Annotated in this window: 17 protein-coding genes and 1 pseudogene; 6 read left to right on the top strand and 12 right to left on the bottom strand. The window is 36.8% G+C overall.

Annotated features, from left to right (window positions below):
• The first annotated feature begins 41 nt into the window (after nucleotides 1-41).
• The 6 genes from AC3E8G_RS03720 to xerS all read left to right on the top strand — a co-directional run bounded on the left by AC3E8G_RS03720 (nucleotide 42) and on the right by xerS (nucleotide 9,220).
• A complete protein-coding gene (locus tag AC3E8G_RS03720; RefSeq protein WP_064520782.1) occupies nucleotides 42-1,301 on the top strand; it encodes a site-specific integrase in 1,260 nt (419 codons plus the stop codon).
• 12 nt (nucleotides 1,302-1,313) lie between these two features.
• A complete protein-coding gene (locus AC3E8G_RS03715) occupies nucleotides 1,314-3,167 on the top strand; it encodes a hypothetical protein (protein WP_490677065.1) in 1,854 nt (617 codons plus the stop codon).
• Nucleotides 3,164-4,825, top strand: coding sequence for a hypothetical protein (locus tag AC3E8G_RS03710; RefSeq protein WP_004252853.1), 1,662 nt, complete (start codon nucleotides 3,164-3,166; stop codon nucleotides 4,823-4,825). Before AC3E8G_RS03715 ends, AC3E8G_RS03710 begins: the two co-directional genes overlap by 4 nt.
• On the top strand, nucleotides 4,818-5,543 hold the full coding sequence (locus AC3E8G_RS03705) for an MreC domain-containing protein (RefSeq protein ID WP_003007349.1): 726 nt from the start codon (nucleotides 4,818-4,820) through the stop codon (nucleotides 5,541-5,543). Before AC3E8G_RS03710 ends, AC3E8G_RS03705 begins: the two co-directional genes overlap by 8 nt.
• A 9-nt stretch (nucleotides 5,544-5,552) precedes the next feature.
• Nucleotides 5,553-7,829 carry a zinc-ribbon domain-containing protein gene (locus AC3E8G_RS03700; protein ID WP_004252854.1) on the top strand — a complete coding sequence of 759 codons (2,277 nt, stop codon included), beginning with the start codon at nucleotides 5,553-5,555 and terminating at the stop codon, nucleotides 7,827-7,829.
• 320 nt (nucleotides 7,830-8,149) lie between these two features.
• Nucleotides 8,150-9,220, top strand: coding sequence for a tyrosine recombinase XerS (gene xerS, locus AC3E8G_RS03695; protein ID WP_490677064.1), 1,071 nt, complete (start codon nucleotides 8,150-8,152; stop codon nucleotides 9,218-9,220).
• Between the two features lie 177 nt (nucleotides 9,221-9,397).
• On the opposite strand, the gene AC3E8G_RS03690 is transcribed toward xerS, so the two are convergent.
• The 12 genes and pseudogenes from AC3E8G_RS03690 to AC3E8G_RS03635 all read right to left on the bottom strand — a co-directional run bounded on the left by AC3E8G_RS03690 (nucleotide 9,398) and on the right by AC3E8G_RS03635 (nucleotide 23,497).
• Nucleotides 9,398-10,159 (bottom strand): ABC transporter permease, encoded by a 762-nt coding sequence (locus AC3E8G_RS03690; RefSeq protein ID WP_490677063.1) that lies wholly within the window; start codon nucleotides 10,157-10,159, stop codon nucleotides 9,398-9,400.
• A gap of 1 nt (nucleotide 10,160) precedes the next feature.
• A complete protein-coding gene (locus AC3E8G_RS03685) occupies nucleotides 10,161-11,087 on the bottom strand; it encodes an ABC transporter ATP-binding protein (RefSeq protein ID WP_490677062.1) in 927 nt (308 codons plus the stop codon).
• Between the two features lie 333 nt (nucleotides 11,088-11,420).
• The gene (locus AC3E8G_RS03680) at nucleotides 11,421-12,047 is read right to left on the bottom strand and encodes a putative bacteriocin export ABC transporter (protein ID WP_490677061.1); all 627 of its coding nucleotides are present in this window, start codon (nucleotides 12,045-12,047) and stop codon (nucleotides 11,421-11,423) included.
• A gap of 1 nt (nucleotide 12,048) precedes the next feature.
• A pseudogene (locus AC3E8G_RS03675) lies at nucleotides 12,049-14,057 on the bottom strand (DUF1430 domain-containing protein).
• A gap of 218 nt (nucleotides 14,058-14,275) precedes the next feature.
• On the bottom strand, nucleotides 14,276-15,265 hold the full coding sequence (gene lplA / locus AC3E8G_RS03670; protein ID WP_120701952.1) for a lipoate--protein ligase: 990 nt from the start codon (nucleotides 15,263-15,265) through the stop codon (nucleotides 14,276-14,278).
• A 229-nt stretch (nucleotides 15,266-15,494) separates the two neighbouring features.
• Nucleotides 15,495-17,198, bottom strand: a complete 1,704-nt coding sequence (lpdA, locus tag AC3E8G_RS03665; protein WP_490677060.1) for a dihydrolipoyl dehydrogenase — start codon at nucleotides 17,196-17,198, stop codon at nucleotides 15,495-15,497.
• Nucleotides 17,199-17,239: 41 nt separating this feature from the next.
• Complete coding sequence (locus AC3E8G_RS03660) at nucleotides 17,240-18,283, bottom strand: dihydrolipoamide acetyltransferase (RefSeq protein WP_490677059.1); 1,044 nt, start codon at nucleotides 18,281-18,283, stop codon at nucleotides 17,240-17,242.
• A gap of 218 nt (nucleotides 18,284-18,501) precedes the next feature.
• On the bottom strand, nucleotides 18,502-19,494 hold the full coding sequence (locus AC3E8G_RS03655; protein ID WP_023026810.1) for an alpha-ketoacid dehydrogenase subunit beta: 993 nt from the start codon (nucleotides 19,492-19,494) through the stop codon (nucleotides 18,502-18,504).
• 16 nt (nucleotides 19,495-19,510) lie between these two features.
• Nucleotides 19,511-20,479 (bottom strand): thiamine pyrophosphate-dependent dehydrogenase E1 component subunit alpha, encoded by a 969-nt coding sequence (locus AC3E8G_RS03650; protein WP_490677058.1) that lies wholly within the window; start codon nucleotides 20,477-20,479, stop codon nucleotides 19,511-19,513.
• 223 nt (nucleotides 20,480-20,702) lie between these two features.
• Entirely contained in the window at nucleotides 20,703-21,869 is a 1,167-nt protein-coding gene (locus AC3E8G_RS03645; protein WP_490677057.1) for an ATP-grasp domain-containing protein, read from the bottom strand.
• Between the two features lie 21 nt (nucleotides 21,870-21,890).
• Nucleotides 21,891-22,631 (bottom strand): esterase family protein, encoded by a 741-nt coding sequence (locus tag AC3E8G_RS03640; protein WP_490677056.1) that lies wholly within the window; start codon nucleotides 22,629-22,631, stop codon nucleotides 21,891-21,893.
• A gap of 38 nt (nucleotides 22,632-22,669) precedes the next feature.
• On the bottom strand, nucleotides 22,670-23,497 hold the full coding sequence (locus AC3E8G_RS03635; RefSeq protein ID WP_314369799.1) for an alpha/beta hydrolase: 828 nt from the start codon (nucleotides 23,495-23,497) through the stop codon (nucleotides 22,670-22,672).
• Between the last annotated feature and the right edge of the window lie 82 nt (nucleotides 23,498-23,579).

Here is a 23,579-nt window from a genome sequence, read left to right as displayed (position 1 = left end):
ACACAGTCAGAACCTTCAGTCATAATAAACAAGGAGATAACATGAGATTTGTTGTATATAAACATTCGCTAATTCTAGGCGATAATAATATCGTTACAAAGCAATTGATTGCACTCAAACATGATGATGGTACATTACAATTCACTGATTTTCATAGATATGTAAAATCTGCCACAAAGATTAAATCTATTTCAGACGATGGAAACAAACGATTTTCATACGTTGTTAAGTTTTTGAATTTTATATACGGAACAGTTGGGGTTAACAATCTTGATCAACTAACTTTAGAAATGGTCAAGGAGTTTTTTATGCTTTATGGTTTAGGACAACTTCCAGAAGATAGAAAAAATAGAAAGAAAAGTACAGTCGAAAAATGTGTAAATGCAGTTCTTGATTTTTTAACTCTATACTTGAATGAACGAAAAGGAAAGGTTAAATTGAAGCCAAAAGACCTTTATTCTATCAATACGTTTACCAATAGACGAGGCAGAGTCATCAAAAGAAATGAGTTGAATTTTGAGGTATTTGTTGATGGAAGCAACACACAGAAGTCAATTTTTAGGGATATGCCAAACAGCGCCTTTGAAATGCTTTTTGCTCACATTGCTCAATATCACAAGGATTTACTTATGGTTGTTGCTTTGGGAGCATTTGTTGGTTTAAGACCATCAGAAGCTTGTAATGTAAGGCGTGAAGATAGCCCTTTGGGGGCAGGTATCATATTTCACCAAAGTGATAATCAAGTATTTAAAATTGAGATTGATCTGCGAAAAGAAATGCCCCTTAGAAGCGATTTAAAGCCAACTGGACGAATTAAAAAGGAAAGACTTCAAGCTGTACCTTATATCTTCTTAGAGGTCTTTTTAGACACCTACAATGACTATATGAGCTACCTAGAAGGTAAAAGGTATGAGAGAGATTATGGTCCATTAAGCCTTAACAAGCAAGGGAAAGCATTGTCATACGATGTGTACTATCAACGATTTCGTAAGATTATTCGCGAAGAAATGATTCCAATATTTCTTAAATCTGATGACCCAGAGGTTGTCTTTTTTGGTCAACTCTTGCAAGAAAATAATATTTCACCCCATATCTTTAGGCACTGGTACACCACACAATTGGTTTTGTCAGGTGTTAATGAAGTTAGTGAACTGATGTCTGCTAGAGGGGACAATTCACCAGAAAGTGCTTGGGTTTATTTACAAAATAAAGGAGAAATTGCAAAACAATATGGTCAGGTTAATAATGGTGTTTTTGAATATATGAACTGGCAAGCAGAAAAATTGTTTGGAGAAGATTAAAAGGAGTAGCTATTGGTAGTAGATTTAAAAAATTATCTTGAAAGAATATTAGTCGAGTTAGGTGCTGCTACAATAAAACACCGTGAGAAAGTCAGTGGATTCTTACTAGACAATGAATGGTTTGGTGTGTCTATAAATCTTGATGATTATACTATTTCTGAAAAAGATGCTGAAGTTCTTAAAAATCACATCAAAGACTATCTAACAACACCTCCTGGAATTAAGAGTATGGAAGGAATCTTTTCAAAAAAATTTCCTTCTACAAGTGAGTTATTCGTACAATTTGCTGAAGAAGAAAAGCTGAGTGAAACAAATCGTTTCTATCTACTTGATTTTTTAGCATACTACTTAACAAAAGATTTGTTTCTATATAGTGATGCTGAAGTAGAGACCTTAGTAGAAGTAGCAACAGAAGTTCTTACGAAGTCACAAGGCAATATCCTCATTCAATTTATTAAATGGCTACTCAATAAAGGCGTTACTCGTTATCGAGTAAGTTTTGAAATGACAAAGCGTTACACGATTGAGAGTGCAAATGGAGCGTATGAATTAGATGAATACCTTGGATTAATGTACTACCTATTCAACGAAAACTACATCATAAAAAATGATATGTTGTGTAAAGCAGCAAATTCAAAAAACTATGCAGATACATGGTTGTATCTAGGGTTACATTTTATTTGCGCACTAAGATCAACAGACTTAGAAAGATTAGGACATCCTAAATTAACAAGAGAACCATTAGAAGTTTTAGAAGCAGTAGTAGATGGAACTTGGAGTAGTAGTGAAGCTAGAAGGACTTTACTAAGTATTACAACAAGATTGACTTATTTAAACTTAACACCTAATAAAACCAAAAACGCTTCTAATGTTGCTCAGTTAAAGTTTCATGTCCCAGAAAGTTGTCAGGTTCTTATTGGAACGTTATTGGCTATCTGTGAGGCACATTTCCAACTTCAAATACCATACAATGCAGAAAATCCATTGATCAGACAAATTAAAACTTATGAAAAGATTACTAGTTATATGGGGGAGGAAATCGGAAATTTATTTTTAGAGCGTAACTTTAGTAGTCGTTCTGCAAACAAGTCCTACTTACAATCTGTCGCAATGTTAGCAGATGATGTTCTTGAAGAAAAGTCAGAACTGAATATTAAAGGTTATTTTCTAGCAGCATTAGCTCGTAGCCATAAAGGGGATTTTAATGAATTTGCACAAACTACAACAACGTATCTAAAAGATGCCCAACTCGGACAACTAAAACCTGAAATGGTTGCAAAAGAGCTATTTGAACGAGGCGTATTATCCATGATTCCGTCTATGCTCTTGACCATTGTAACTAGAGGAAAGTATAAAAAATTAAGTCCAAGCCAACAAACTCAAATGATTAAAAGTTTAGATTTAACGCCAATTGAAATTGAAAAAACGTTGGAATTGAGTATTAGGGCTGATTCACGTTCGCAACAAGCATTAAAAACTCTAGTTGAAAATAATGTTGATCCTGAACAATTACTGACGATCTGTCATCGAATTGGTAACGGAGAAGCTTTTTCTAAGCAAGAAGAGAGTATGTGTCTTTTATCTGCACTAGGGAAACTATGTTCCTATGATGACCGTCAGCATTGCGTCGGCTGTCAGTATGAATTACAAACAAAATCTACCTTGCTTTTGTTAATTGGTGAGTTTAATCGACTCAATAAACAATATCAAAAATTAAAGAATGAACTTGAACGAGGAAAGGTTCGAGCCATTCTTGAGAAGCAGATTAAACCATGTCTTACAGAAATGTTGCAAGCTTTATCAGAACAGTATGGCGAAGCTGTATTGTCTGATTATGAGGATATTATTAAGGAGTTAGTCAGTTGAATAATCAATCAAAATTATTTCGTAAAGTAAATGAAATTATCCTGTTTGATGACAATATGATTGAGAGCGCAAAAGAATGTTTTCAAGACTATGTTGAAAAAGGGATTATTCTAACCACCAATTTTGAAGAAAATAAATGGGAAACGACTAATGAATATTCTAACGTTAGCTTCATTTTTAACTTGAATAAATTCCAATATAAAAGGTTTTATGAACAAGTATTTCAATTATCTTTTGATGATTTTGTTACCTACTTAAAGAGTTTTATAGTGCTATCTATGGAACATCATGTTTTAATCACTCTCCAAGCCTTTTTAAGAGATATAAAGAAATTAGTCAGAGAACTAAAAGTGAACGAAGCCTTCTCATTAGCAAATATGAAGATTTCCAACCCCTCAGTATGTATAGATTTTCTTTCTACACTACCATGTTTAGAGAGTAACGAATTAACCCAACTGATTGAGCAACTAGATGAACTTTTAAATGTTAGTTATCAACTGAACACTAAAAAACAGCGAAAGTTAGCCCAATTTCAATCCTATTTTTTATTTAATGATATTTTAAACGACTATTGGGTTAAATCATTATTAGATGAGGAAAGATTGTTTTACTACCCTCTTTACTTATGGTGGCAAATAACAGCAGTAGTACCACTTAGACCAAGGGAGTTTTTGCTCACTCAGAGAAATTGTCTCACAGAAAAAGACGGAAAATATTACTTAACTCTCAGACGAAATAACTTAAAAGGAAAAGACAAGGGAGTATCCCATAAAATTTCAGAGGATTATTATTTAACAACTTACGAAGTACCATTTAAGCTTGCGAGTGAGATTTTAAATTATTTAGAGCTAACCAAAGACTTATCATCTACACAGTTAGATACCCTATTTGTGACAGACTCTCATTATCGGAAATGGAAACGTATTGCTAGTACTAAAAACCGTTTCTTGACGTACAGTAACTTAAATACAATTTTAAAATATTTCTTTAATGAGATTGTATCTCAACAGTATGGGTATTTTGTCCATCATATCAATTCCCCAAATCAATTAGACGATCATGAGATTAATTTCATTCATATTGGAGATACTAGACACATTGCAATGATCAATTTGATAGCAGAAGGAGCTAGTCCAGTAACAGCAATGCTCTTAGCTGGACATGATAGTATCACAACATCTTCACATTATTTTTCAAATCTGAGTCAGTTTATTGAATGTAGGAGCTATCAGCTTTATCGTAAATTAACAAACTCTCAAACGTCTTACGCTATAAGTAAAACTCAACATAAATACACCATTAATAAAAACTATGTTCCTCTTGATAATAAGGGCAGATGTTATTCACCTCGATTTGCGGAAGGTGATTATTCAGACTGTCTTAAAGTCATTAGCTCACATGCAGAGCTTGGTGCTTGTACTAGTTGTCCATTTTACAGAAAAGCTGGAAAAGATTATTTCTCTATGGATAAATCCTTTAAGAAATCAATCGACGAGGAAGCTTTAATTGTAGATGAGGCTATAAAAAGAGTTCGACAAGGAAAGGGGAATATAGAAGATATTGGTGAGGCATTATTAAAACTTAAAACAGTTAGTCATTCTTATCAAGAATATCTAACTGAAAAACATTTATCCTTACAGGAGTTCTCAAATGGCTAGAAAGAAGTATATTGATAATCAAGAATTGCTATTATTATTTGAACATTATTTACTGGAACATTGTTCGAATAATCCTAGACTATTCAAAATTCCACAGTTTGGAAATTACCTTAGAAGCAACGGATTTCCGCAGGTTGCAGACACAACGATTAGAAGAAACAAAGAATTTAGACAAGCCCTTAATGATAGATTGGAACTATTTGAAGACGACACTTATCAAACAGTTATAACGTATAAAACTCTAGATGTAGAACGTTTCTTAATGACCAATAGAACCCCTAAAGCAATCAAATCAGCATTGATGGAACTTAACAATTATTATAAAAGAGTTGTTGATGCAGCAATAGAATATAAGGAAGAAGCCAGTAAGCTCAAAACAAGAGTTTCAGAGTTGAAAAATGAGGTAGCACAACTTAATGAAAAGAATGCTGAAATAAAGGAGCAGACAGCGTTAAACAAAGAATTATTAGAGGAAAACAAAAAGTTAAGGAATCTTCTTAAAACTAGTTTGTATCCTGATATTGCGAATGAATTGTTAAAAGAAGAGGGCTTGTTAAAATCTGATCAGCAACTAGTAACTAAGAAGTATCTTAGTGAGAATGTTATTACTTCAGACACAAAAATATCTTTTGAAAAACATACTCATACTGAAAAGCAAACAAGCAAAAGTAAGATTTTGGAAATAAAAGACTTACTGGATAACAAGACTAAGTATTAGGAGGAGAAAATGTCAGACTTAATCACTGATTTTCCAGCCTTATTGAACTATTGGGACTTTGACAAGAATATCAAAATAGATGTAGAAAAAATAACAATTACCAGTAAAAAACACATTAACTGGAAATGTCCTACCTGTTCTTATGAATGGAAAGCAAGTACATCAAAATCTTATAAGAATATTCAAAATCATTCAAAAATCTGTCCTGTATGTGAGCTTGGAAAAGTGTTCATAAAAGGGGAAAACTCTATATCTGCAAGGATTCCTAACTTTCTAAGGTACATAAACTTTCATTATGAAAATATAGAAACCATTCAGGAAGAGATTGATAATTTATCTTTTTCTTCAAAGAGGTTATTTCACTTCAAATGTCCTACCTGTCATGTTGGTTGGAAAGATGTAGCAAACACTTCTAAATTAATCAATAAACATAATCAAGAGCTTGTTCATGTCGGATGTAATGAAAGTACACATTTTGTACCTTACACTAAAGCATACCCTAATCTTCGGAAAATTTATCTTCCAGGGGAGCAAAACGATGTAGAGTTTAATGATCTGAAGTTAAGTGACAATGTTACAATCCCTAGAAATTGGAAATGCGACAAATGTGACCATATCTTTAAGTTGTCTATTGATCAGCTAATTTCAAGAATCAAAAGATATAGTTTCTATTGTACTAACTGTAAAGCTACATTCGATACCTCAATTAAAGTGAAAGCGAACCCCCTATTACATACAGATAGAAATCTTTTTAAGCAATTTATTCCAACTCATGTAAAAAGTAATATGATTGATAGTTTATCCAACATCTTAGTAAGATGGCAGTGTTTTAAATGTCATGGTCAATATGAATGTAGTGTTGTCAAAAGGCATCTTGAAGGCTGCCCTTATTGTGATAATAAATTGATGTTAAAAGGATATAATACTTTACAAGAAACTCATCCTTATTTAGAGAAATTTTGGGATAAAAGTAATGATAAACCTATTTCTGAATACTGGTATAAGTCTTCTAAATGCATAAATTGGAAATGCCCTTGCTGCAAAGTCAGTTTTTATTGTAGTCCAATTGAAATGATTTTAAGAACCGACTTAGAGAATAGTAATTTTCAAACTTGTCCTAATCGTTGTGATTGGGATACACTTGTTTTTAACAATGATATACTCTATAATTTCCCAAAATTACAGGAAGAATGGAGCGATAAAAATGGATTGCCTGTTCATTTAGCATTGAGCCACATTGAAACAAAAAAATATTGGTGGAAGTGTTCTGTTTGTCAAGGTGAATACCTTTGTTCAATTCCAATAAGAAAAGAAGTAATAGATAGCTGTCCATATTGTAATGATGAACAAGCATTAAAAGGTTATAATACAATTGCAGATACTTATCCTGAGTTGTGTGACCTTTGGAGTAGCAAGAATGTAGAAAAACCTGATGAGGTGACGAAATCGTCAGAAACCGAGAATAAAATATTTAATTGGATTTGTGATTGTTGTGATTTAGAATTTCAGGAGAGATTAGGGATTGTTCTAGGTGTGTTTACAAACAATAATTCTAATAGTCTCAATTCTATATGTCCTTACTGTAATAAAAAAATTCCTAAACCAAATGAAACACTAAGCTATGTTAAACCGTACTTAAACAATGAATGGGTAAAAGAACTGAATGGTGATATTGATACCTTCTTTTATGATTCAAATGCTTTAACCAATTGGATTTGTCGAAAATGTCACAGAAGTTTTAAAGCAAAAATTTCTGATCGCCACAAAAACGACCAATGTTGTCCATATTGTTCTTTTAAGAAGACTGCAAAAGGTTATAATGATCTTGAAACAACACATCCTTGGTTAATTAAAGAATGGTCATCATTAAATAAACAAGAAATGTCTTCAGTAAGGGCAAATTCAACATATAATGCATGGTGGAAATGCCCTGTATGTACTGGAGAATATCAGAAAGTTATTAAAGAAAAATTTTACAGAGAAAATTCTTGTCCATACTGTAGAAATCAAAAAGTATTAAAAGGATTTAACGATTTAGCAACAACGCAACAAAGTCTAATGAATGAGTGGGATTATCTAAATAACTCCTTGATAGTAAGTCCAACTGAAATTACAGAGTTGAGTATTCTGCCTGTATGGTGGATATGTCAAGAAAATCTTAATCACCGTTACAAAATTCAAGTAAAAGAAAGAATGGCATACAAAAAACGCAATAAAAGGTCGTGTTCCATTTGCAAAGGCCACAGAAGAAAGCAAGAACACTTTGTACAGTTTGAAAAAATATAGATAAATAAAAACACTCTAAATTTCATTAAATTGATATTAGAGTGTTTTTTTATTGTCAAAATGTACATTTGAAAATTTTTTAGTTTTCACTTAAATAAAGTACATTTTCAACTGAATTGAGAGTAGTAAAAAATTTCCAGTGTTCACTTAAATAAAGTACATAATTGAGTATAATTGGCTTAAAAAATTTTTTTGGTTATAGAAAGGATACAAAACAGTTCTATATAAACCCTATAACATCTTTCCGAAAAACTATAATTTTCTTGAAAAATATATCTAACTATGCTATACTACTAGTATAGAAAGATTTGGAGAAAAACATGAAACGTGAGATCTTATTAGAACGTATTGATAAACTCAAACAAATCATGCCTTGGTATGTATTAGAATATTATCAATCGAAACTGGCCGTTCCATACAGTTTTACGACCTTGTACGAATACTTAAAAGAATACGATCGATTTTTCACCTGGGTCTTGGAATCTGGTATATCAGATGCTGACACCATGGCCAATATCCCTTTAGAGGTTCTAGAGCACATGACCAAGAAAGACATGGAATCCTTTATTCTTTACTTGCGTGAGCGTCCTCTGCTCAATGCCAATACGACTAAAAATGGGGTTTCTCAAACAACCATTAACCGTACCCTTTCTGCACTTTCTAGTCTTTATAAGTATTTGACTGAGGAAGTTGAAAATGAGCAAGGGGAACCTTATTTCTACCGTAATGTCATGAAGAAGGTTGCAACCAAGAAAAAGAAAGAAACCTTAGCTGCTCGAGCTGAAAATATCAAGCAAAAGCTCTTTTTAGGTGATGAGACAGAAGGTTTCTTGAACTATATCGACCAGGAATACCCTAAAACACTTTCAAATCGCGCCTTATCTTCCTTTAATAAGAATAAAGAGCGTGATTTAGCCATTATCGCACTCCTTCTTGCCTCAGGTGTCCGTCTCTCTGAAGCAGTTAACCTGGATCTTCGAGATCTCAATCTTAAGATGATGGTGATTGACGTTACTCGAAAAGGGGGAAAACGTGACTCGGTCAATGTCGCTGCCTTTGCTAAGCCTTATTTAGAGCAATATCTCGCTATTCGAGACAAACGTTATAAGACAGAAAAAACCGATACAGCCCTCTTCTTAACCTTATATCGAGGTGTTCCGAACCGGATTGATGCTTCTAGTGTTGAAAAGATGGTGGCCAAATATTCAGAAGACTTCAAAGTCCGTGTGACCCCCCACAAACTAAGACATACTCTTGCTACCCGTCTCTATGATGCAACCAAATCCCAAGTTTTAGTCAGCCATCAGCTAGGACATGCCAGCACTCAGGTAACGGACTTGTATACGCATATCGTAAATGACGAACAGAAAAATGCCTTGGATAGTTTATGAGATACATAATATAAATTATGTAATATGTTTAGTGTTAGAAAAAGAGCGTAGATCTTTGATAGAATCTTACGCTCTTTAATTATTTATTTTCTTTAACTTCATTTATTTGTATGATTTCTTACTCCAATTGTAAAATCATTTTTCCAATTATTCATGAATTTGATTTTGAAGCAATCTTTAGAATTCTTTGTTTTCAAACAGTTTAATAGCAATATAAAAAATTACGATTGAATAAATAACAGTTAAAAGTAGTTGAATGGTGTAGCTAATTATCGAAACATTCCTTGTAATAGGGTTTAAAATATTCAATACTCCTAATGGGCTAAAGGATAATAATAAGTTATTTTTGTTTAATAAACTTCTTGAAATCACTTCTCCTAAACCTTTTAACAAAACAACTCCAACTAGGGCACCCGATAAAGAATTTGTTATCAAAAATAAACAAATAATTGTTGTGCTATAAAAAATAGTTGTAAAAAACGTTGTAATAATTTGAATGAATCCGGCTGTAAAAGTAAGCATAGTATCTGCAGATGAAGAGTAAGCTCCTATTGTAAAAAATCCAAATAATAATGTTGTCGTTATAAAAGATGTTAGAAATAAAACAGCTAAAATTATGAATGAGACAAAAATAGATGCAAACAATTTAGAAAACAAGATTTCTACTCGTTTAACTGGCGTGACTAACAATGATTTAATTGTTTTTTGCTGGATTTCTTGATAAAAAGGTACTAATGCTACTATAACTCCTACTATCATAGCAAATATCGAAAATGTATCGCTAGAGGTTTTAAAAACATTCCCAAATGAAGATTCTGGTGCAACCATTCTTAGATACAGTATCAAGAGAGAAATGACACAAATAAATCCTCCAAAAACATAGAAAATCTTTTTTGAAGCAAATAATTTGAACAACTCAATCTTTATTAATTTAAGCATATCAATCCTCCATATCTCTCTGCATTTTGATGAAAATATCTTCAAAATTATTTTGTTTCTCAGAAAAATTTATGATGGAGATATCCTGACGTAATAACTCTGTGAGTAGTTTCTCCTTTACCTCTTTCATTGATTCTATATCTAAAGATAACTCTAGTTGCTCTATTCCCTCAGAAAAAACAATGTTTAAGTTATTTAAGATAGACTTTGTAAGTTCTAAGTTATCAGTTTTCAACAACCAAATATTCTTAATAGATCCAAGTGATAAAAACTCTGCCTTTTCCCCTTGGAAAATTACTTTCCCTTGATTGATAATTGTAACTGCATCCACTAACTTACTTAATTCTTCCAATGAATGACTCGAAATTACAATCCCAACTCCTTTTTTAGACAATTCAATGAGCAAATCTCTAAACTCTTTTATTCCTATGGGATCTAATCCATTGAATGGTTCATCTAATAATAAGATAGTTGGCTGATGGATTAAGGCTTGAGCAAGTCCCAAACGTTGTTTCATACCTAATGAAAAACTAGATACTTTACAATCCACACTATTGTCTAAACCTACTAAATGCAGATAGTTTAAAAGATCTTCTTTTGATAAGTTTACTTCATTATAAAGACTAGAAATAAGCATTAAATTCTGTCTAGCTGTTAAAGATTCATAAAATGTAGGATATTCAATAATCGTACCAATAGTATTCAAATAGTCTTTTGATTTCCCTTCAATTAGTTTCCCATTGATTTTAATTTCACCAGATTCTTTTTTTACTAAACCTAAAATTGTCTTGAATATTGTAGTTTTCCCAGAACCATTTTGTCCAATGAGTCCCATTATTTCGCCACTCTGCAACTCAAATGACAAATCTTCAATGACTTTCTTTTTGTTATACGATTTATTTAGACCAATAATTTGTAATAGTGCCATTTCGTATTCCCTTCTTTATTTTGAATCACTCAGCACTTCTGCTGTCATTGGTTCGGTATTCCGTACACTCCTTTGTTTTTACAATGACTGTTGTTGATGAAGAGAAAGTTACTTTACGAGAGATGGAAAAAATTATTTGGCTTTCTTTTTGTGTCTCTATATAGCCAGATAAACAAAGAAAAGTCAGAAATACAATGAATAGATAAACTTTTTCATGATTTTTCTCCTTAAAATTTTGGTTTGACATGATCTTTTTACTTCATCAGCCTATACCTCATGAATAGCTAGTTATAAAAGATAATATAGAAGATCCTACCATTCTTCAGCCATGGACTAGTTGAGCTTTACCACTTCGTCAGCTTTTTCCCAAATCACTGGATTATGGGTTGCAATAATGATTATACGCTCTTGATTCTTTAACATTAAGAGCAAGTCCATCACCTCTTGTGAGGTTTCTGGATCCAGTGCTGCAGTTAGTTCATCCGCCAAAATTAAAGGTGGATCTTTTAAAATAACTTTAGCTAATGCGACACGTTGCGCCTCTCCCCCCGATAATTCATAAATCTTTTGATCCAGAGCAAGGTAAGCTAATCCTACTTTTTTGAGCACTTCTTCTTCTTGCTGCTTCTTCTCTTTTTTCGTTAATTTTTGCCCAATCAATCCCAAATCTAAATTTGTAGCGATAGTCTCGTTTTCAAGTAGGCCAAAGTTTTGAAAGAGATAGCCTAATTCATGCTTAAAGAAGTGATGCTGTTTGATTTGTTTCAATTCTTGCCCTTGATAACTGATACTTCCCTTTTCATAAGGTTCTATCTTCGCCAAGATATTAAGCAAGGTTGTTTTACCACACCCACTATTTCCGATCAGAGCATAGACCTTACCTTCTGTAAATTGCAAGCTCAAATCTTGAAAGACCGTTCGTTGGCCAAATGATTTGGTTAAATGTTCTATGCTAATCATATTAGGCTCCTTTCAGTACAGTGGCTAACAAGTGGTCTTCTTTATGAGACCGGTACAGGAGAATAAACCAAGCATTAGTAATAAATAGCAAGAGAGTGACAAGAGCAATCCACCATTCCGAAGTGAGAATGAATACCAAGAGGCTTCCTAATAGCAAGAGGCTACTTTCTGAGAGCAAAATCATTTGGTGAATGTTTACAAATCCCAGACCTGCAATCTTCTTCAAGAAGATTTGTTTTCTAAACTCTTCAAAATATAGGAAATTCATAGTGTTAAAAAGAAGAACAGAGGTTGCTATACCAAAGACTCCTCCTGCAATCGCCATGAGATTTTCTATTTGTATGTTTTGGGCCATTTGCTGGTAAACGTCCACTGCATAGTCGTACTGACTAACACTTTTTTCAAGATTATACTCAGCGATTAGCTTCTTACTATTCTGAAGTCCATTAAAATAAAGGTAGGGATTTAGATCGGTGAAATATGGATTCACATAGCCTCCAAAACTTTCAGGTTGAATAACCACTAAAACCGGATCGGTAAAGAATTGCTTATAGCTAATTGGTGTGTTGTTGTAGATAAAGCGTTTTTGATGATTCGGAATATACGTTACCTTCGCCTTCATTGATAAGGTGATATTTCCTTGATCATCTCGAGGAGATAGATAATCTTCATATCGCTTGATCATCTCCTCTTCTCGACCTTTTAATTTTCCGGAAGTAAGAGACCAAATTCTCCTGCTTGTAAGTGATTTAAGTGATCTTTTTCTTCAGGAGAAACTGGAACACCTTGGATATCAAGATAATTTGGAGTGACATACAGGCTATTGGCAAGTGGATCGTAATCTGTGATTGAAAACTCTTTACCTGTACTAGGATCCGTCATAACTCCTTTTGAACTAAAAGATACGAGATTATGATAAGCTAAAAGACCACCATTTTCGATTCCAGACTCGATGAGCTTAGACCATTTTGCTCTGTTCTCAATTTGCGTCTCTTTGTTTGTTTTCTGTGAAAAATCCTCCCGACTTGTACTAATTTGGACCCAATTCGACTGTTTTAACCAAGCCTCACTTCCCTCTTGGTGAGTTTGCCAGACTGATCCATAAATACTGATTCGATGAATCGCAAGGCCAATTAATGCCACAGCGAGAAATTGACAAATAAAGAGGAAAACCAATATGCGCTTCAATGGAACCTTCCCTTTTAAAAGGGGGACTAAATGAATCGTTTGAATACTATATGCAAAGAGGAAGGATAAGAAAACAGACAAAATTAGTAAAATCCCATTGTAAATAATACTACTGGAAATGACGAGGGAATAGGAAAAAGGTGTCAATTGAAAGCAATAAATCAGAACAGCACCCATTATACTTGCGCCAATACATCCCAAAAGCAACTCTATACTATCATCTTTTAGAGAATGTCCGAAAAGTTGCAAGCGTCTCATTCCTGAAATATATCGAATCCCAGCACTTCTCATTTCTTGTGTTTTTTGAATAATCGTAAAAGAGCTAAAACTAATGATAAAAATGACTAAGGCAAGTGATTGTGAACCTGAGCCAAAAAAGGCAATAAAGGTCTGCAGAAGATTTGGTTTCTCAATAAAAGTTTGTGAGAAACCAAGAGTATGAAGCGTTTGATCCAGCTTTTCAGTTTCCAATTCACCTGTTAATATATAATAATTCTTTAGCAGGCTTTCATTGGCAGCCAGTTCTTTCTTCTCTCTTTTAATCCCAAGAGGAAGTTTTCCCTCTCCGTAGATATCATAGGTGAAAACAACCTGCCCTTTAGAATCTGTTCTTTGTATCTGACGGGCAATTATACTATGATTTTCCATTGCCAAGCGGTCTAAACTGGAAGATAACTCTTCATATGTGACGCTCTTTTCTTGTCTCACCACCCCCACTACCGGAAGGCTGCGATGGATAACCGTATTTGGAGAAATAAAGGCAATCCAAATCAAAAAGCTAGAGATGAAAAGGTTTGATAAAATAATAAAGACACGTTTCATATCATCACACTTTCTAAAGTAAAAAGGGAAGTAATATCTAGCTAGTCAATCATTTTCGTTACTTAGTAATTACTGAGTTTTATAACTAACAGTTACATTTTTTGTAAACGAATACACTTTTCCACCTTTACTATACTACAAAATCCTTAGTAAAACAATAATTTCTATGTGAAACTAGTTTCAAAAAAGAGATCCGCTTCTGCGAATCTCTTATGACTTTATTCCACCACAGCTTCAGCAATTTCTTCTGCAGTGATTCCTGCGAAGTAACGACCTAGGTTAATGGTTTGAAGGGCTTTGAGGACGTCTTCGCGTTCGTATTTAACTCCGCGAAGAAGCTCTTCTACAGCTGCTACGTCTTCGATACCAAAGAAGTCACCATAAATCTTGATGTCTTGGATTTTGGATTCAATGACATTAGCGAAGATTTCAACCTTACCGCTAGGGAATTTAGTGCCACGACGGACATTATATTCAGGGGACTTCCCATAGTTCCAATCCCAGGTACCGAACTTGGTTTCCTTAATTCGATTGATCTCCGCCAATTCTTCATCTGAGAAGACATATTCTGTCATTTCAGGATATTCTTTCTTCATGTAGTCCAGAAGCAGGTCACGGAACTCTTCAACCGTGATTTTTTCTGGCAACTCATCGATGATATTGGTCACACGAGCACGAACGGATTTAACCCCCTTAGACTCAAACTTGTCTTTAGACACCTTGAGAGCATTGGCAAGGACAGACAAATCAACGTCAAAGAGAAGGCAACCATGGTGCATGATCCGGCCATTGATATAAGCTTGGGCATTCCCACAGAATTTCTTACCGTCGATCTCCAAGTCGTTACGACCCGTGAATTCAGCCTTGACACCAAGCTGAGCCAAGGTATTGATCACAGGAGTTGAGAAGCTCTTGAAGTCAAAGGCCTTATTTTCATCTTCTTTCGAAATAATGGTGTAGTTGAGGTTGTTCAAATCATGGTAAACAGCCCCACCACCACTGATCCGACGAACGACCTCAATTCCATGCTCCCGAACATAGTCACGGTTGATTTCTTCGATGGTATTTTGGTGGCGCCCAACGATGATTGATGGTTTGTTAATCCAGAGAAGGAAGATTTGATCCTCATCCAATAGATGCTTAAAGGCATACTCTTCTAAAGCAATATTAAAAGCAGTATCATTTGAATAATTAATAATGTATTTCATAGTAATTCCAAAAATTCGTTTTATAAATTCTACTCATAGTATGATGAGTGCTAGACAGAAATAGTTGAATTTCACTTGAATTTTCTGAAGTAGTAAAAAGAAATGTAACGAGTTATCGTTACATTTCTCGGAAAAATTGAGACAAAAGGCTCAATTTTTAGGCATGGAACTCTTAAAGAGGTCGCTGCCGTCCGTGCTACTTTAAGAAAATTTAGTTGAAAGAATATGATTATTTCTTCTTAGGTGAGTGAACTGCCAAGCCAAGTACATCCGCAAAAGCTTCGTACATCACTTCTGAGAAGGTTGGGTGACCATGGATAGTCTTGAGCATTTCTTCTACAGTGATTTCCATCTCAATGATAGTAGAAGCTTCGTTGATCAATTCAGCTGCTGCTGGACCAATGATGTGAACCCCAAGAACTTCACCGTATTTCTTGTCTGCAATGACCTTAACAAAACCTTGAGCTGCATCCGATGCAATAGCACGACCGTTAGCTGCAAAGTTGAATTTACCAATTTGAACATCGTATTTTTCACGAGCTTGTTCTTCAGTCAAACCAACTGCTGCTACTTCTGGAAGTGTGTAGATGGCTGCAGGAGTCAAGTTCAATTTGGCAACAGCGTGGTTCCCTTTAAGAGCATTTTCAGCGGCAACTTCACCCATACGGAAGGCTGCGTGAGCCAACATCTTGGTTCCGTTGATGTCACCTGGTGCATAAATACCAGGAACAGAAGTTTCCATGTACTCGTTAACCTTGATACGACCACGATCCAATTCAAACTCAACTTCACCAATTCCTTCAAGATCTGGAACACGACCGATTGAAAGAAGAGCTTTATTCGCGATGATATCGTCTTTACCTTCAACCTTGATGCGGAGTTTGCCATCTTCTTCAATGATTTCTTGCAGTTTGGTATCAGTCAAGATGGTCATTCCCTTGCGTTCAAGGATCAAGCGAAGGTTCTTAGATACTTCCGCATCCATAGCTGGAACAATGCGGTCCATCATTTCGATGACCGTTACTTTTGAACCAAAGGTCATAAAGGCTTGACCAAGTTCGATACCGACAACCCCGCCACCGATGATCACGAGACTTTCTGGAACTTCGTTCATATCTAAGATGTCATCACTGGTCATTACAAGAGAAGACTCCATACCAGGAACGTTAATCTTGCTGACTTTTGAACCACCAGCAAGGATGATCTTCTTAGTTTCAAGCAATTCTGATCCATTGACCAAGACATTCTTATCTTTCGTAATCGTACCGATACCTTTGTGAACTGTTACGCCATAGCTACGAAGAAGTCCTGCAACACCACCAACCAAGGTATTGACGACCTTGTTCTTGGTTTCAAGAACCTTGTCCATATCCACTGTGAAGTTAGGGTTTTCAATTACGATACCACGATTTGCAGCATGGCCGATATTTTCGATAATTTCAGCGTTGTGAAGGTAAGTCTTAGTTGGGATACATCCGCGGTTCAAGCAAGTTCCACCAAGTTCAGATTTCTCAACAAGAGCAACCTTACCACCCAATTGAGCTGCCTTGATAGCAGATACGTAACCAGCAGGACCACCACCGATTACTACGATATCATAAGCATCATCGCTCTTATTGTCATCGTTTGAAGCACTTGCTGCGGCTGGTGCTGGACTCGCTTCTGGTGCTGCTCCAGCTGTTGGGATGTTTTCTCCTTCTTTACCAAGGTATCCGATTACTTCTGTTACAGGAACAGTCTCGCCGTCTCCTTTCAAGATAGCAATCAAGTAGCCATCTTCTTCAGCTTCCAATTCCATGCTGACTTTATCTGTCATGATTTCAAGGAGAACTTCTCCTTCTTTTACAAATTCGCCGACTTTTTTATTCCACTGAACGATTTGTCCTTCGGTCATATCTACGCCGGCTTTTGGCATAATTACTTCTAAGGCCATTTTATTTCCCTCTTTTTCTTGTTTCTATTCTCTTTCGTTGATTAGACCAACATTGAAATCGGGTCTTCAATCAAGGCTTTCAAGTCTTTCATGAATTTGGCACCAGCCATACCATCGACAACGCGGTGGTCAATGGTCAATCCCAAGCTCATGATTGGACGAATGACGATTTCACCATTCACAACAACTGGTTTTTCAACAGTTGCGCTAACACCAAGGATGGCTGAGTTTGGTTGGTTGATAATCGGTCCAAATGATTGAACACCAAACATTCCCAAGTTACTGATGGTAAAGGTTGAATTTTGCAATTCACTTGGAGCTAACTTACCGTCCAAAGTACGTCCGATAACATCCTTAAAGGCTACCACCAATTCTGACAAGGTCATCTTTTCTGCGTTATAGACAACCGGTGTCATCAAGCCATTGTCCATCCCAACCGCCATAGCCAAGTTGACATAGTTGTGAGTGATGATGGTTTTGCCATCCTCCGTCAATGAAGCGTTGATGTAGGGGTGTTTCATCAAGGTCTTAACAACTGCTAGAGAAAGCAAATCTGTTACAGTGACTTTCTTGCCAGTTGCTTCCATGATTGGATCCAATACCTTCTTACGAAGGGCCAACATTTGAGACATATCAACATCATAGTTAAGCGTGAAGGTTGGTGCAGTCAAGTATGACTCAACCATACGTTGAGCAATAACCTTACGCATCGGTGTCATTGGAATACGCTCGATTTCACCATAAGGTGTTACGTTATCTGGAGCTTCTTCCACTTTCTCGATTTGAGAAGGTGACTTGATCGTATCGTTTTCGATATTTTCAGGAAGGAAAGCTAAAACATCCTTCTTCATAATCTTACCACGATGACCAGTTCCTTGGATTTCCTGCCATGCAATGTTATGTTCAAGGGCAATTCGTTTTGCAAGTGGTGAAATGCGAACCACATTAGTGTCTTTAAATGTTTCCACGTCTTCTTTGTGGACACGACCGTTTGCGCCTGAGCCAGAAATATCGTAGAGATTAATTCCTAAATCATCCGCTAATTTTCTAGCTGCAGGAGTCGCTCTTAGCTTATCATCAGCCATGACCTCTCCTATTCTATTTATGATGCAAAGGGCGTTTAAAAGCGACTGAAAAATAGGAAATCAACGCAGACTTCGATGAAGTCAAGGAGATTTATCTTTTTTCCGAGCTTTTAGCCCGTGCTCTAATCTAAGATATTAAGGACGCAGAGAACTTTGCATCATTAGATACAAAGCTTCTTGGTCTGAATTATTACTGGTTACATAATTTATTTTATGTATTATTCTTTGTTGTAGGTTTTTCGGATGGCATCTTTGATGCTTTCAACTGTTGGAATCATTGCATTTTCGAGGTTTTGTGCGTAAGGCATTGGCACATCTTCTCCCGCACAACGACGGATAGGTGCATCCAAGTAATCAAATGCTTCTGATTCAGAAATAATAGCTGAGATTTCACCGATATAACCACTTGTTTTGTGAGCGTCATTGACAAGGACTACTTTTCCTGTTTTCTTGACAGAGTTAATGATGATTTCTTTATCAAGCGGAACCAAAGTACGTGGGTCTACTACTTCTACTGAAATGCCTTCTTCAGCTAATTCTTCAGCTGCTTGCATCACGCGACGAAGCATTTTTCCGTAGGTTACGACAGTTACATCAGTTCCTTCTCGTTTGATCTCTCCGACACCAAGTGGAATGGTATAGTCGGGATCTACAGGCACTTCACCTTTTTGGTTGAATTCTGATTTGTATTCAAGAATGATCACTGGGTTGTTGTCACGGATAGAAGACTTGAGAAGTCCTTTCATATCAGCTGGAGTTCCTGGAGCAACAACTTTCAAACCAGGAATATGGGTAAACCATGATTCCAAAGATTGGGAGTGTTGAGCTGCAGATCCAACTCCGTTACCAGCGGCACAGCGGACTGTCATCGGTACTTGCCCTTTTCCACCAAACATGTAGCGAGTCTTAGCAGCTTGGTTGACGATAGCATCCATGGCAATCACCGAGAAATCCATGAAGGTCATATCAACGATTGGACGAAGTCCGGTCATGGCTGCACCAGCAGCTGCACCTGAGATAGCAGCTTCAGAAATCGGACAATCACGAACACGTTCTGGACCGAATTCCTCTAGCATTCCTACGGAAGTTCCGAAGTCTCCACCGAAAACTCCGACATCTTCCCCCATCAACAATACATTTTCGTCGCGACGCATTTCCTCAGACATAGCAAGGATAATGGTATCGCGGAAAGACATTAATTTTGTTTCCATAATTCTCTACTCCCCCTTAGTCTGCGTAAATATCTTCGAAAGCTGATTCGAGTGGAGGGAATGGGCTTTCTTCCGCAAATTTCACTGAAGCTTCAACTGCTTCTTTCACTTCTTCTTGAATCTGATCCAATTCTTCTGCGCTCGCAATTTCATTTTCAAGGAGATACTTGCGAAGGTTTTCAATCGGATCTTTCTTCTTCCACTCTTCGACTTCTTCACGGGTCCGGTATTTACCAGGGTCAGATGAAGAGTGTCCAAGCCAACGATAGGTGACACTTTCGATCAAGACAGGACCTTTACCAGAACGGACATGTTCAACAGCTTTTTGGAATCCTTCATAGACATCAATAACGTTGTTTCCATCAGGAATAAACATTCCAGGAATGCCGTAAGCAGCACTACGCTCATGGATGTGCTCCACATTGGTCATTTTCTTGATGTCAGCAGAGATCCCATAACCATTATTAATACAGTAGAAGATCACGGGAAGATTCCAGATTGAAGCCATATTGACCGCTTCGTGGAAGACACCTTCGTTGGTTGCGCCATCACCAAAGAAGCAGACAACAATTTTTCCAGTTTTATGCATTTGTTGAGTAAGGGCAGCCCCTACTGCAATTCCCATACCGCCACCGACGATACCGTTGGCACCGAGGTTCCCGGCATCAAGGTCGGCAATATGCATAGAGCCACCCTTCCCTTTACAAGTACCAGTATACTTGCCAAGGATTTCAGCCATCATTCCATTCAGGTCGATCCCTTTAGCGATCGCTTGTCCGTGACCACGGTGGTTTGAAGTGAGCATGTCATCCTCGTTCAAAGCTAGCATTGCTCCAACGTTGGCTGCTTCTTCACCAACAGAAAAGTGCGTCATTCCTGGCACTTTCCCTTTTTTTACTAACTGTGCAATTTTTAAGTCCATGCGACGGATTTCTTCCATTTTACGGAACATTTCCAATAAGAGACTTTTATCTAATGTTGCCATTATTTCGCCTTTCTTAGCATTTATTCATTCTCTTTCATTTTATCCAAAATTGAAAACACTGTCAAAAAAAATGCTCAATTATCTTCACAAATCAAACTCTATAGAACATTGGTGTAATAGAGTTTTTCAACTGTTATATAAAAGATTCACAAAGTCATATATTGAGAAAATATTGATACTTCGGAATAAAAAAACCGATAGGAAAAGACCTATCGGCTCGCTTTTATTCAGCTCGTTGACCAAAGTCACGAATCATTTGTTCCAATTCCTCACGACTTGGAGTTGTTAACATGTAGAGATAGTCCCCTTGAAGCTCCGCAAAGGCTGCAGGCATGATCTTCTTCACTCGGAATTGATGCTGGTATTTGGCCAAGACTTCTTCTTCTGAGAGAGCATAGCTTACATTAGCTCGACGTGAAGTTGCCAAGCAATAAAGAGGTTCAAATTCAGAAGCTGGGAAAGGTTCTCCTGCTACAATAGCTGCATACCCACGGTACAAGTCGATGGAGTGAGCATAATTGTATACATCGATCGTAAATCCACCTGCAGGTCGGTTATTGTACTCAATCGCAATATAGTCATCCCCATCACGGAAAAACTCAATATGGAAGAACCGCTCCTTCATACCAAAAGCTTTGACAATAGCTTCACCGTACTGACGCAATTTTGGATCCATCTCTTTGAGGACATAATAAGAGTTGTCCATCTTGTAGAGCATCAAGTCAAGTGGTGTATAAGCATAGTCAAAAGTAGTTGAAAAGACAATGTTTCCATCTCGATCCACTATACCATCAAAGGTACAGATTTCGCTAGAAGTAACGAATTTTTCAAAGAAATACTCTGTATGTCCATCCCATTCAGCTTTGAAATGATTCACATCTTCTGGAGTTTCAATTTTAAAGGTCGCTGCCGCTCCTACTCCGTTATCAGGCTTGGCAATCAATGGCAAACCAATCTTCTTCACAGCCTTGTCAATGTCTTTTTCGGCTTTGACTACTGCACCAGGAACGACAGGAACTCCTGCTTTCTTGAAGAGTTTCTTCATTTCTGATTTAAACTTAGTTTTCTTTAAATCTTTTGGTTTAGCCCCAAAGACATTGAATTGCTCACGAAGCGCTGCGTCCAATTCCAACCAGTATTCATTGTGAGACTCGATGCGATCGATTGGGCCATGCTTATAAAATAGAAAGGCTACTGCACGTTTCACTTCGTCCAAGTTTTCCATGTTATCAACACGGAAATACTCTGTCAAACTGTTGCGCAATGGCTCGTCTAACTGCTCGTAAGGCTCTTGGCCAATCCCTAATACAGTGATTCCTTTGTTGGCCAACTCAATGGTGAATTGCTGGAAATTTTGTGGATAATAAGGTGAAATAACAAGATAATTCATAAAGGTCTCCTCCCTTTTGACTTATAAATACATCTGACTTAAGAAATAGGGCATTTGTTTCCGCCACCAGTCCCAATCATGGGCTACATCGTGGCCCCACTCAGCAAACCAAGCAGGAATGTTTTTATGATCAAAGGCTTCCTTCAATTTATAGAAGGATGGAAGTCCATCCTGCTCCCAAGCCCCAAGACCGGTACAGATGACAATTTCAGCCTGACGGTAACGGTCGATAAACCAACCGTCATTTTGATGCCAAATATAATCAGACGGAGAGTTTTGGTAAATGGCTTCATCTCCTCCAAACTCACCAACAAAGAAACGAGCGTCGTAAACACCACTCAAGGCAATAACTTTGTTGAAGACATCTGGGTGTTGCAAGAAGAAATTGAGTGCGTGGTAAGCTCCCATAGAGCAGCCGGTTGTCATCATTGGGTCAAACCAACCTGTTTTGTGCTTGATGAAAGGAATGGCCTCTTCAATCACATATCGTTCATAGGCCCGATGCATCTCTGCCCGATCGTGAGGATTTTTCCAATCACAAAGCCAGCTCTCACTATCGACACTTGAAAGGGTGAAAAATTGAACCCGTCCTTCTTCGATAAACTGAGCACAAGCATCAATCATACCGAAGTCATAGTACTCATTATGGCTTCCACCAGATGAAGCGAAGACCACAATAGGAATCCCCGCATGGCCATAACGGTTCAGATACATTTCGCGGTTAAGTTGGCCACTCCAGTGGCTTAAATGTTCAATATTCATAGGTTCCCTCTTTCTTTATGATAAAAATTTAAAAGCTTCTAGTCCCACTTCTCTGCTAAGAAACGAAGACATTCCGGTAAATGCTCTGCCCAGGCTTCTTCATGGTGGATAGCCCCAGATTGAATCCGAATGGCGATATTTTCTAAAGCTACTCCTTGTTGAATGACATCATGATAGTAACGAAGAGATGAGTCAATATAGGCTTGCTTGATATTCCCCGCCATCAGCGTTTTATCTGTATCATCTGCCTCTTCAGTGCCCACATAGATGTAAATGCGTTGATCTGCATATAATTTTTTACGCTCGATATAGCGATCAAAAGCCTCTTGGTGCAACCAGTTGGCAGAGGAGAAGACTCCCAGACAACCGATTTGATCTTGGTATTCTAGGCCCAAAAATTGGGTAATATTTCCACCAAGCGAAGAGCCAATCATGGCTGTATATTCTCGATCAGCAAGCGTTCGATATTCTTGATCAATGAAAGGTTTAACCACTTCCATAACGAACTCTCCGTACTCGATACCCTTGCCACCAAATTGCATACCAGGAATATTGGACTCCTTATACTTCCAAGCAGAGTATTCGTTCATCCGCTGTAAGCCATCATTATCAATCGCAACCACAATCATGCGACTAATGTCAGGATTTCGCTTAATGGCTGGAATGACTTTCCAAGAGTGACCTACATAGGCTTCCTTGCTATAGAAGACATTTTGCCCATCGTGGAAATAAACTACGGGGTAGCGTCGATCAGTATCTGTTTCATAATTCTTGGGTAATAAAACCCGCACACGACGGAGTTTTCCGGTATAAGGCACTTTCAACTCGTGTGTCTTCATCTCTAAATAAAAATAGGATTTATTCATTGTCAGAAAACTCTCTATATTCTAAATTTTTATTCATTATACCATTTTTATAAGAAAAAGTCTGGATTTCTCCAAACTTTTT

The sequence above is a fragment of the Streptococcus sp. SCPM-O-B-15294 (M123) genome, assembly GCF_058200455.1.
Note: the sequence above shows the minus strand (reverse complement) of the source record. Positions and strands in the feature narration are given on the sequence as shown.